7 protein-coding genes and 1 tRNA gene are annotated in these 11970 nt (G+C 59.9%); 3 read left to right on the top strand and 5 right to left on the bottom strand.

Going from position 1 to position 11970, the window contains the following annotated elements:
* Position 1: 1 nt before the first annotated feature.
* The 4 genes from rpsP to ffh form a co-directional block, all read right to left on the bottom strand.
* A complete protein-coding gene (rpsP, locus tag HMPREF2999_RS06095; RefSeq protein ID WP_005505689.1) occupies positions 2–424 on the bottom strand; it encodes a 30S ribosomal protein S16 in 423 nt (140 codons plus the stop codon).
* Positions 425–748: 324 nt separating this feature from the next.
* On the bottom strand, positions 749–1237 hold the full coding sequence (locus HMPREF2999_RS06090; protein ID WP_005505687.1) for an NUDIX domain-containing protein: 489 nt from the start codon (positions 1235–1237) through the stop codon (positions 749–751).
* A 12-nt stretch (positions 1238–1249) separates the two neighbouring features.
* Complete coding sequence (locus tag HMPREF2999_RS06085; RefSeq protein WP_070676671.1) at positions 1250–4102, bottom strand: hypothetical protein; 2853 nt, start codon at positions 4100–4102, stop codon at positions 1250–1252.
* A gap of 116 nt (positions 4103–4218) precedes the next feature.
* Complete coding sequence (gene ffh, locus HMPREF2999_RS06080; RefSeq protein ID WP_049342095.1) at positions 4219–5799, bottom strand: signal recognition particle protein; 1581 nt, start codon at positions 5797–5799, stop codon at positions 4219–4221.
* 347 nt (positions 5800–6146) lie between these two features.
* Here ffh and HMPREF2999_RS06075 point away from each other — a divergent pair.
* Positions 6147–6229, top strand: a tRNA-Leu gene (locus tag HMPREF2999_RS06075).
* 218 nt (positions 6230–6447) lie between these two features.
* Here HMPREF2999_RS06075 and pyk read toward each other — a convergent pair.
* On the bottom strand, positions 6448–7911 hold the full coding sequence (gene pyk, locus HMPREF2999_RS06070; RefSeq protein WP_070676673.1) for a pyruvate kinase: 1464 nt from the start codon (positions 7909–7911) through the stop codon (positions 6448–6450).
* A 522-nt stretch (positions 7912–8433) separates the two neighbouring features.
* Here pyk and HMPREF2999_RS06065 point away from each other — a divergent pair.
* Both HMPREF2999_RS06065 and HMPREF2999_RS06060 read left to right on the top strand, forming a co-directional pair.
* Entirely contained in the window at positions 8434–9006 is a 573-nt protein-coding gene (locus HMPREF2999_RS06065; RefSeq protein WP_044150346.1) for a flavodoxin domain-containing protein, read from the top strand.
* Between the two features lie 645 nt (positions 9007–9651).
* Complete coding sequence (locus HMPREF2999_RS06060) at positions 9652–11580, top strand: GH25 family lysozyme (RefSeq protein WP_070676675.1); 1929 nt, start codon at positions 9652–9654, stop codon at positions 11578–11580.
* The last annotated feature ends 390 nt before the right edge of the window (positions 11581–11970 follow it).

The raw sequence follows: 11970 nt of genomic DNA, 5'->3' as shown, positions 1-11970 counted from the left end.
ATTACTCAGCTGCTTCCTCAGCCTCAGCCTCGGGTGCTGCTTCCTCAGCAGCCTCTTCAGCCTTCTCAGCCTTGGGGGTGATAGCCTCGGGCAGAATCACGGAACCCTTTTCGGGAACAACGAACTCAGCCTTAGCCTCGACGGGCAGAACCTTGGACTCTGCCTTCTCGCCCTTGAATGCAGCCCAGTCGCCCGAGAGCTTCAGCAGAGCCAGAACCTGCTCGGTCGGCTGTGCGCCGACGGAGAGCCAGTACTGAGCACGCTCAGAGTTGATCTCGATACGCGAGGGGTGCTCGGTCGGGTGGTAAATACCGATCTCTTCGATGGTCTTACCGTCGCGCTTGACGCGCGAATCAGCGATCACGACGCGGTAACGAGGATCGCGGATCTTACCCATACGCTTGAGACGAATCTTAACAGCCACTTTAGTGGTTACTCCTGTTTCATAATTTGGTGCGAGGCACACGGTTCAGCACCCGTGGGGCGGGCCATTCACGGCGCCTCTATGGACACAACGGCGCGCGAAGAGAGGGGTCGCGCGTCGCCGGGTACTCAGCTAGGGTATCAGAGCCCAAGATTTTAAGCTAGCGACACGGAAAAATAATTGCCCAAGGCACCGAACATCACTTTTAAACAGCGTTCCGTAACAGTGTTCTGCGCCGGGTGATGCGCCCGGCCACTGGGCTGTTACTCGGCTCAGATAGCTACGCCCGGCGAGCCGCCCTGCAGCCGCCGCTAGGCGAGGTTGTTAGGAGTCGAGGTTGCTCATCTCCAGAGTCTCCCCCGTCTCCAGGGCGCGGTAGCACTCACGCAGACGCTCCACCATCGACGGACGCACATAGCCCTCCAGGTTCTCCGGAGCAACCCACTCATAGGTCACCAGCTCAGCATCCTGCAGGGTAATCTTCGTATCCGCCGCAATCACGCCGCCGTCATACATGTAGTAGGTCGAATCGCCCCACACACCCAGCGACAAGCCGTGGAAAATCAGCAGCACGCGGCCCAGCTTCACATCCAGGCCCAGCTCCTCCACAATCTCACGCTCACAACCGGGCTTGGGCGCCTCGCCAGCCTCCACGGTGCCGCCGGGAAGAATCCAGCCGTCCTTATAGTTCGGCTTCACCAGCAGCATCTCGCCGCGCTCATTACGAATCAGCGCACCCGCCGCCAAACGGCGCGTGGGCAAGGTGGCGATAAAAGCCTTCAGCTCTTCATCGCTCAGATAGGAATCCTTCATGGCTTCTTTCCTTTAGCGGTCGGTTTTCTTCGCAGCACGCTGCCTGATGCTACGCACTATACCCAGGGCACGCTCACGCAGTCCAGAGGGTGCCTGCTCCGTGGACGGGGCGGCATCCTCCACCGTGCGGTAGTGGCCCTCACGCAAATCATCAATCAAAGTACGCTTCTTGGTCGAGGGATGCTCCCCTGCGGTGTCACCCGGATGCACCAGCTCAGCATCCGCCACCGGGCGGGCATGCTTCTTCATCTGAGTCTGTTCAAAAGAACGCAGCACCGTCGGAATCAGTGCCGACTCAACCGTGGCATTCAGCGCAAAGAGTGCCGCGGCCACCGAGAACTTACGGCTCGCCTTACCCTGAGCACGGCGGCGGCGCGCCACATTCGCCAAGGTCAGAGCGATAGCACTCTGAGCCGTCACATCCGCACCCAGGACAAGACCCACACGGCGGGTCTTCGCACGAATCTGCTCAGGAGTCAGGCGCTTCTCCAAGGCAGACTTCTTTGAGGCAAACCCTGCGGAGGGGGCAGCCTGCGTTACCTGCGACGGAGCATCTTCAGCGGATACGTTCTCAGACTGTGCATCATCAGAGCGCGCGGCATCGGATTGTGCATCCTCAGCAGGGGTCACCTCGGACCGCGATGCGGCTGACTGTTCTGTTGCGGACTTGGCAGAGTGCGGTGCCAGGGAAGCCCTCAAATGCGCAAGAGCAGCTTCTTCTTCCTCCGGGGTGAAAACCCTGCGACCCACAGGCTGGTCCGCGTCGTCCCTATCGAAATCGCGGTCCTGCTCATAGGGACCCTCGAAGTCATCAAACGCCTCAGAGTCCAGGAAGTCTTCTTCCTCATCAAGAGCGTCTTCCGTGAAAGACATATGCGTGTACTCGAAGGGAATATGGCCTTCACTGATGGCGTCCATCCACTCGGCGAGGGTCACGCGGCGGCCGGTCGCAACCAGTCGGTAGCTACGCTCCATGGGCGAGGGGAAGTTGCCCGGGTAGGGTTCAATCTCCTCGTCATCCTCGAAGGAATCGTCCTCTACGGGGGTGCTCTCGGAGAAAGTAGCCTCGGCAGCGGAGTCATCCAGCGGGAAGGTAACGTCCAGGGCTTCAGAAGTCTGCGCCTCGTCAGCAGGTTCAGCAGCAGGCTGCGCGAAGCCCTCATCCTCGTTGCCGAAGATGCGAGCTGTGCTAATCGACGCCACATCAAAACCGGTGGTCGGAACCAGCGCCAGCTCCGTGGGAACATCCAGCAGCTGCAGCACCGACTCCAACGCCAGGGTATTGCTCGTATCGCGCAGGTACGCATTCAGGCGGCGGCCGGTAATGGAGTCAGCCTCCACACCAAACATCGCCATGACATTAGCGATGCCCTGCTCGATTTCTTCCTCATCGGAACCGAAAATCTTCGAACCCGACAGCTCCGGGGCGCTACCGGGAAGCTCCGAGAGCAGGTCCTCCAGCACGCCGCCAAAACGTGCAACTTCCTCACGGCTGAGGGCACGGTTCAGGCGCTTAGGCACGCGCTGCCAGGTGAACTCCTCCACGATATTCTCGTAGGGTTCGCCGAACGCCTCCAGGTACCACCCCTCATCCGGGTAGGGTTCGCGGGCGGGCTCTTCATAGACCACCAGGTGCTGTTGGTTCGCGTTGCCCTCAGCAATCAGGGCGTTGCAGTTCAGCAGACCCAGCAGCGCCATCAGGTCCACCGGGTCGGCAGAAATGAGGGTCCACTCCCCCGCCGGCGCGGCAACAACCTGCCGAGTACCGGCAGGAAGGTACGCCAAAAGAAGCCCCGTAATCATGTCAATGGGCAGGTCAACGAGCATCGCGGCGTCACCATCCACCAGGAACTCCAGCTCACCCTGCTCACCGGGCAGATCCTCCCACACGGTAGCCTCGCCCTCAAGGGCGGCACCGGTAACCGGTAGCTGATCCACCAGCTGCGCCACATAATCCTCAACGGGAGTACCCACGTGCAGGTGACCGTCAGCGACCTCCAGCACGTTCATGTAGCCCTCATCATCCACGGCGCACAGCACGTAGAGCTGCACCTGATGCTCACCCATCTCGTAAGCAATCAGCTCCGGGGAGGCGGCGGTCGCCTCAATGAGGGCGGCGATCAGCTCCTCATCGGTGGTGGAACGAGCCATGATGCGGCGGCGCTGAATCTTCTCTTCCAGCTCCATGGTCTGCTCGATGCGCTCATTGCGCTGCTTCTCGGCGGTGCGCTCCTCGTCCTGGGCGCGCAGGTATTCGGGGCTATCCGATTCGCCAGTTCCGGCGGGTGCGGGGGCATCGTCCCACATGCCGGTGAGCTTATCGACGGTCCATTCTTCGCTCTCCAGGGCGGCGGCGAGGCGGTCAACCCTCGTGCGGTCATTCCAGGCGCGCTGCGTATCGGGGTCTTCCGCCTTCACCTCATCGTGCATGCTGCGGGCTTCACGAATGAGGTTCAGGATAGTTGCGGCAACATCGTCGACTGCGGGGTCGTCGCTCTCGCTCGAGTAGACGAGGTCGCCAGCCAGTTCGGCGGAGTGCTCACCGTACTCGAGGGCAATACGCGCCCAGACGGGGGTGTACCCGGGAAGGATACTCGAATCATCGTCGAAGCCGTCCGCAAAGTCGTGTGCGATGCCGTCTTCAAGATCGCCCAAAAGGTCGTCTTCAAGATCCTCTGCGGGAGCATCAGAGAAGCTCAGCGAGCCCTCCTCAACTGCAGAATCGCCTGCAGATTCTCCAGCAGACTCACCAGCAGGGTCCTCTACAGCATCATCAGCGAAGGCGCGCTGAGACCACGGCGTGACCTGCTTATTCAGCTGATCATCCGCGTTCTCTCGATCCCAATTCTGCTCGTTCTGAGCCATTGATACCTTCCCTTCACACCCATTCATGCACCCAAACCGGGCACCATACCGGTACGGGTGCGCCCCGTCACCACGTGCGCACCCGTACCACCCCTCACCGGGGCTCATATTTGCTCTTACTGCAGGAACTTCTCGAAGCCCTTCGGCAGGTTCATGCTGGACAGATCCATCTCCTGGTTCTGAGCCTGCTGACCGAATGCAGCACCGGCGCGAGCCTGCTGCGCCTTAGCTGCTGCCGCCTCCTGCGCCGCACGCTTCTGCGGGTTGCCGGAGCGAGCCTTCTTCTTCTTGTTGTTGTTCTTCGCGTTCTTACGAGCGCCACCCGCCGCAGCCGCCATACCGGGCATCTGCATACCACCGGGCATGCCGGGCATCTTGCCCGAAGCGAGCTTCTTCATCATCTTCTGAGCCTGAGCGAAACGCTCCATCAGCTGGTTCACCTCAGAAACGGTCACGCCCGCACCCTTAGCGATACGGGCACGGCGAGAACCGTTAATGATGCGCGGAGCCACACGCTCGTGCGGGGTCATGGAGCGAACAATCGCCTCCACGCGGTCAATCTCGCGCTCGTCAAAAGCCTCAAGCTGCTGACGCATCTGAGCCGCACCGGGCATCATCATGAGCAGCTTCTTCATGGAACCAAGCTTACGAATCTGCTGCATCTGAGCCAGGAAGTCCTCAAAAGTGAAGTCTTCCTGATCGATGAACTTCTTCGCCATGCGGTCGGCTTCAGCCTTATCCCACTGAGCTTCAGCCTGCTCAATCAGAGTCAGGATGTCACCCATATCCAGGATGCGGCTTGCCATACGGTCCGGGTGGAACTGCTCAAAGTCAGTGACGTTCTCACCGGTGGACGCGAACATAATCGGCTTGCCGGTCACCGAAGCCACCGACAGCGCCGCACCACCGCGGGCGTCACCATCAAGCTTGGACAGGACCACACCGGTGAAGTCCACACCCTCGTTGAAGGCGTTAGCGGTGTTCACGGCGTCCTGACCGATCATCGCATCGATGACGAACAGAACTTCGTGCGGCTCAATAGCGTCACGAATGTTACGTGCCTGCTGCATGAGCTCAGCGTCAACACCCAGACGACCCGCGGTATCGACAATCACCACGTCGTGCAGCTTAGCGCGAGCCTCAGCCACACCGTCACGTGCCACCTGCACGGGATCGCCGGTGGGTACGTCAAACTCGCTGGTCACACCGGGGTGCGGCGCGTACACGGGCACGCCTGCACGCTCACCGACAACCTTCAACTGGGTCACCGCGTTGGGGCGCTGCAGGTCGGATGCAATCAGCATCGGGGTGTGGCCCTGGCCCTTCAGCCAGTGAGCCAGCTTGCCAGCCAGGGTGGTCTTACCGGCACCCTGCAGACCCGCCAGCATAATGATGGTCGGGCCGCTCTTCGCCATGTTGATGCGGCGGGTCGAACCGCCGAGGATGCTCACCAGCTCCTCGTTCACGATCTTGACGATCTGCTGGGAGGGGTTCAGCGCCTCGGAAACTTCCGCGCCGAGAGCGCGTTCCTTCACGTGGGCGGTAAATTCGCGGACCACGGGGACGGCGACGTCAGCGTCGAGCAGGGCGCGGCGGATTTCGCGGACGGTTGCATCAATGTCTGCCTCGGAGAGGCGGCCCTTGCCGCGCAGGTTCTTAAAAGTTGCCGTCAAGCGGTCGGAGAGAGAATTGAACACGAGCCGTGATCACTTTCTTAACGTTGAGGTGGCCCCCAGCCGCGAAGGCGAACGGGGATGGTTAGTCAGTCTTTAAGGATACAGGATGCGCGCTTTCTCCCCCGCCTCCACCTGTGGATAAGTGGCACCGGTTCACCCTGAGCTCAGGATTTACACTCAACATCCCCTCCCGCGCCCCTCAGCAAATGCGCGGCAGGTACCAGACCTACCCCCGTGTAGAGGCGCAACAGAAACCCTCAGCAGATGTTCCGCGCCCCGCCTCAGCCTGCTCAACACGTCAGATAGATTAGATTTTCTAGACAGCCTGGGTTAGAATTCTAAAGGTGTTACGCACAAATGCGTGATACGCCCGAGTGGCGGAATTGGCAGACGCGCCTGACTCAAAATCAGGTTCTTCGGAGTGTGGGTTCGAGTCCCACCTCGGGCACCAACGCAAAAGCGGCGGGAAAGTTTGAAGCTTTCCCGCCGCTTTTCTGTATCCGCTTCTATACCCCTTGTACCCCACCCGCGCATCAGATGGGACAACTACACCAACACGCAAAACCGCCGCCCGGCCGTGAGAGTTCACGACCGGGCGGCGGTTCTATATACCGGGCGTACAGGCGAAGGATTACCCTCAGCTACGCATCGGAAAGATTGGTGAGCGGCTTAGCGCTTGACCTCGTCCTCCTCGTAAGGACGCAGAGCCTCGCGCTCGCCCTCAGCACCGTAGACGCGGTGTACCTGAACCATGTTGGTGGTACCTGCGCGGCCTGCGGGAGCACCGGCAGCAACGACGACCAGGTCGCCAGCTTCTGCCAGACCGTTCTTCAGCAGGTACTCGTCCACGAAATGGAACAGACCTTCCTGATCGGTGATCATCTCAACCTGCTCAGCGTCAACGCCCCACAGCATGGACAGGAAGGAACGAACCTTCGAGCTGGTGGTGAACGCGACAATCGGGGTCTCGGGACGCAGACGTGCCAGACGACGTGCGGAGTCACCGGACTGGGTGAAAGTAACGATGAGCTTTGCATCCAGCTGGTCGGCGATGTTCACTGCTGCGCGGGTAATTGCGCCACCGCGGGTGCGGGGCTTGCGGTCCAGCTCGGGCACGCGGTACAGGCCGCCCTTTTCGGTATCCTGAACGATTGCAGCCATAGCCTGCAGGGTCAGGATCGGGTACTTACCGACCGAGGTCTCACCGGAGAGCATCACAGCGTCTGCACCGTCAAGGATTGCGTTAGCGCAGTCAGAAACCTCTGCACGGGTGGGGACGGGGTTGTCGGTCATGGACTCGAGCACCTGGGTTGCCACGATGACGGGCTTTGCCCAGCGGCGTGCCATGTCGATTGCCTTCTTCTGGACGAGGGGAACCTCGGAGAAGGGCAGCTCAACACCGAGGTCACCACGAGCGACCATGATGCCGTCGAACTTGTCGATGATGTCCTGCAGGTTCTCAACTGCCTGGGGCTTCTCGATCTTGGCGATGACGGGTACGCGGATACCCTCTTCTTCCATGATCTTGTGGACGGGGTCAACGTCTGCACCGGTACGGACGAAGGAGAGCGCAATGATGTCTGCACCCATCTTCAGTGCGAAGCGCAGGTCGTTCGCGTCCTTCTCGGTCAGCGCGGGCAGGGAGACTGCTGCGCCGGGCAGGTTGATGCCCTTGTTGTTGGAGATGGGGCCACCGACGACCACGCGGGTGCGAACACGGGTGGGAGTTACCTCAATGGCTTCAAGGCGAATCTTGCCGTCGTCGAGCAGGAGCTTGTCGCCGAGCTTTACGTCGCCAGGCAGGCCCTTGTAGGTGGTGCCACAGATTTCTGCGGTACCTTCAACGTCTTCGGAGGTGATGGTGAAGTCTGCGCCGGGCTCAAGGTATTCCTTGCCGTTTGCGAAACGCTCGAGGCGAATCTTGGGGCCCTGCAGGTCGGCGAGGATAGCAACGTCCTTACCGAGCTTTGCAGACTGTTCACGGATGGTGTCGTAGCGTGCCTGGTGCTCGGCGTGGTCACCGTGGCTCATGTTCAGACGGGCGACGTTCAGGCCAGCCTTGATTGCCTCGGAGATCTTCTCGGGGGACTCGATTGCCGGACCGATGGTTGCAACGATTTTTGCGCGCCTCATGTACCTAACCTTTGTGTGTTGTTTCATGTGGCCCCTGAGGGCTCACACTGATTTTCCGGGGAAGACTAACGTCAAATTCCCAATTATTCCCACGTGTTCTAACAGGTAACCACATGCCGGATGCGTGGGACTCTTTCTCAATTATAGGGGTTTTAAGCCCACTTGGGTATGCCTCTCCCAACTCTTTCCATCGAAGAATTTGTGTTTCACGTCGCATTTTGAACATCACCCCTTCCCCATCGAGCACACCACAGAAAGCCGGTTTCCACCCCCTCAACCCCCGCCTCACCCAGAAAGTAAATTAGGGTGCTTTTTACCTATAGAAAATGGGCACTGTGCAATATTTAGTCACACTCGAGAACCTTCGGGCGTGTTTCAAAAACATAGAGACACTCAGAGTGGGCTATGAGAAGATAGATAGGGCATCCAAGGGCTGGGCGATTTCACATTTTCGCGCGCCTAGCCTATATTGGAACCCATAATTAGTATTTGAAATGCGAAATATATCTGGAAGGTTCACAGATGACTACTCGCGTGCTGATTATCTTCGGCTCCACCTACGGCTACACCGAACAGTACGCCACCTGGCTGGCAGAAGATCTGCGTGCACTCCCACAGGCTCCCGAAGTTGAGACTGTCCCCGCCTCCAAGGTCACCCCCGAGCAGGCAGAGGCATTCGATGCTTTCGTCATTGCCGGCAGCGACTACGGTGGATTCCTCAACGGCGCACCGGCACTTCGCAAGAAGATCCTGCCGATCATTGCGCCCAAGAAGAACCGCACCGCGTTCTTCACCGTCTCCTTCACCGGTGAGTACTCGAAGAAGCTGCTGGACAAGGCTGTCGCCAAGAGCTACACCCCCGAACTGACCGAAGGTCGCCCCGTCTACCACCTGCGTGGCGGTATCGACTTTGACAAGATTTCGCTGGCTCACAAGACTGCTCTGAAGGGCCCGGTCCGCGCATGGCTCATGGCCAACCCGAACCCCAACGAGGGCATCAAGCAGATGCTCGAATGCTACAAGACCGGCAAGGCTGAGTACATCGACCGCGAGACCCTCAAGCCGCTGGTCGAGGACATCGCCAAGTTCCTCTAAGCCCTCGAAATTTTAAAAAATTCGAGGAAAAATAAACTTTCGCCTCTTCCCTCCCGATCTTTCAGCCGGACACCAGAACCTGAAAGAGCGGGCGGGAAGAGCCGAGAAAAACGTGCCAACAGGCACCATATACGTGGTCGATGACTCTTCATCTCTCCTGCATCGACCATGAAACTCCGGGTGCCGGTGCGAGGCCGCGCCAAATACAGTACCCGGAACATGAGGGGTGGGTCTTTGTGTGTGCGGCCCACCCCTTTCCTTATGCCCGCAAGCCAAAGCCCCTGCAGCGCAACCTCCGACAGAGCAGTCCACAGAATGAAATTCGCAATGCCCCCGGCGTGTCACCCACCTAAAATTTTTCGCAAAAAACTGAGCCCATAAATACACCGACAAGCCGCAAAACTAAACAGGTCCCCCAAAGACCCCAAATTACTGTGCACTCTGCGAAAGATATGCCGCCAGAATGACATGCCAAAGCATTGCGCACAGCGGTGCAGGTACCGTAGGCTGATAGCTGTGCCGGTCGCTTGACGCGGCAACAATCGACACATAAACCTCACTCAACTACCTCACCATTCACTCGTGCCAGAAGCCCCCACACAGGGCCACATCGACACATCCACCTCTCAAACACAGGCAAAATCTATGAAGAAACTCCAGACTGCCGCGCGCTCCGCGGCAGCCCGCTCCATCATGGCGTCCGCAGGTGCGCTCTCCCTGGTCGCCGCATCCCTCACCTCCGTTCCCGCAGCCTTCGCCGCCCCCAGCGCGAGTGCAGACACAGAGGTCAACCCCAACGCATCCTACGAGGAGCTCACCTACGCCCCCGCCCCGGATGCATCCCTGGTCGAACGCTCCAACCCCGCCATGGGTGCGGGCGAACGCGAACGACTGGGCACCGCGAACGCACGCACCGGAGCCACCTCCCCCGCTTCTACCGCAACTCTGAGCGGTATTTCCGCGACCCAGAGCTCCGCGCAGGGTCTGGGAGCTGGTCGAGCTCCGGCAGCCGGTCAGGCACTGGCACAGGGCCGCTCCGCATGGACCCCGAGCGGCGGCACCCTCGGCATGGATGTCTCCTCGCACCAGCAGAACGTGGACTGGGCGAGCGCCTACGCCGCAGGTTCCCGCTTCGCCTACGTGAAGGCAACCGAGGGCGGCTACTACACCAACCCCTACTTCGGTCAGCAGTACAACGGTTCGGCACAGGTCGGCATGGTGCGCGGCGCCTACCACTTCGCAAACCCCCGCACCTCCTCGGGTGCCGATCAGGCACGCTACTTCGTGCAGAATGGTGGCGCGTGGACTGCCGACGGCAAGACCCTGCCCGGCCTGCTGGACATCGAGTTCAACCCCTACCCCGCCTACGGCAACACCTGCTTCAACATGACCCCGGCGCAGCTGACCGCCTGGACCCGCGACTTCGTGGACACTTACCGTTCACTGACCGGGCGCGACCCCATGGTGTACACCGCAACCTCCTGGTGGTCGCACTGCGTGGGTTCACAGCAGTTCGGCACCCTGCCGCTGCACCTGGCGAGCTACTCCACCGTGGTCGGTGCAATTCCGGCGGGATGGAGCGGCTACGACATTTGGCAGTTCACCGATTCGGGCCCGTTCGTGGGTGACTCGAACTTCTTCCCCGGCACCGTGAACGATCTGAAGGTTCTGGCGAAGAACCCGAAGGCCGTGCACCGCAACTGGTCGAACGGCCAGGACCGCGCGGTTGAGGACCGTGCGGCAAAAGACCGTGCGGCACAGGATTCGAATGTGGTGACCACTGCGACCGGTTCCATTGATATTCGCACCGGTATCGGTGGCTACTGGAACGAAAACCGCTCCTTCTACGGCAACCCGATCGGTACCGAGTACACCCTCGGCAACGGCGTGTACGCGCAGAAGTTCACCAACGGCAAGACCATCTACTGGACGAACTCTCACGGTTCGCACTGGCTGGTCACCAACGGCGGTCTGGATCATAAGTTCCGCTCGGACGTGGCACGATTCCGCGGCCTGACCACCAACGAGGAAGCCCGCTCCGACACCATCGCAGTCTCCTTCGCCAACGGTGAGGGTGGCTACTGGTCCAACGCATACGGAACCCACATCATCAATGAGCGCGGCTCCATCTATGCGACCTGGCGTGCAGCTGGCATGAGGGGCGTGCCCACCACCGACGAGCAGAACCTGGGCAACAGCCTCATCAAGCAGGAATTCACCGGCAGCACCACCTACGTGTGGTCTGCTCAGACCGGCACCCACCGCATGCACACCGGCGGCGCGTTCTACCACCGCTTCCTGCAGCACCGCGGCACCTGGGGTGCACCGGTGACCGACGAGACTGTCACCTCCACGGGCGCTCAGATTCAGTTCGCCTCGGGTAAGGTACTGCTCTGGTCGGATGCGTACGGTGCGTACGAGACCAACGGTAACGGCGCAATCTTCAAGCACTGGGAGAAGAATACCGCTCGCTACGGTGCGGCACGCGGCGACGAATCCTACGTGAACGGCGTGTACTACATGGACTTTGAGCGCGGCACGATCCGCTGGACCGCGCAGCGTGGTATCTACTAAACAGCGAGGCAGTTGCTAAACACTGCAACGCGCATATAAAAACGAGGGGCACCTGGCAGAGGTGCCCCTCGTTCTTTTGCTACAGGGCGCATCTTCTGAACAACACAAAAATCAAGATGCGTTCTGCAGCGGGTGGGTTACCGAGTGAGTAGAGAACCCGGCTATGTTACCCGTGCCGGCAGGTAAATTTATAGCGTGGCGGGCGAACCACCACGAAGTCATGCAATGTCCTAAAAGCCCCGGATTAGTGTGGCGGACATAGTCCCCATTGACCATGTCCGTGGGGCCCACACTAATCATTGGTGAGACCTCAATCCGAAGGTGTCTAGAGGGGCGCCTGGCCGGAATTAAGGACTCAACGGTGAATAACGGCACGGTACGAAGATGCTG

This window comes from Rothia sp. HMSC066H02 (genome assembly GCF_001814995.1).
Classification (GTDB): Bacteria; Actinomycetota; Actinomycetes; order Actinomycetales; family Micrococcaceae; genus Rothia; species Rothia mucilaginosa.
This window is presented reverse-complemented; position numbering and strand designations above follow the sequence as displayed.

What these genes read in the sequence shown, in the direction of transcription:
- HMPREF2999_RS06060 (WP_070676675.1), top strand. Translation starts at nt 9,652, where the DNA reads ATGAAGAAACTCCAGACTGCCGCGCGCTCCGCGGCAGCCCGCTCCATC.
- pyk (WP_070676673.1), bottom strand. Translation starts at nt 7,911, where the DNA reads ATGAGGCGCGCAAAAATCGTTGCAACCATCGGTCCGGCAATCGAGTCC.
- HMPREF2999_RS06065 (WP_044150346.1), top strand. Translation starts at nt 8,434, where the DNA reads ATGACTACTCGCGTGCTGATTATCTTCGGCTCCACCTACGGCTACACC.
- HMPREF2999_RS06085 (WP_070676671.1), bottom strand. Translation starts at nt 4,102, where the DNA reads ATGGCTCAGAACGAGCAGAATTGGGATCGAGAGAACGCGGATGATCAG.
- HMPREF2999_RS06090 (WP_005505687.1), bottom strand. Translation starts at nt 1,237, where the DNA reads ATGAAGGATTCCTATCTGAGCGATGAAGAGCTGAAGGCTTTTATCGCC.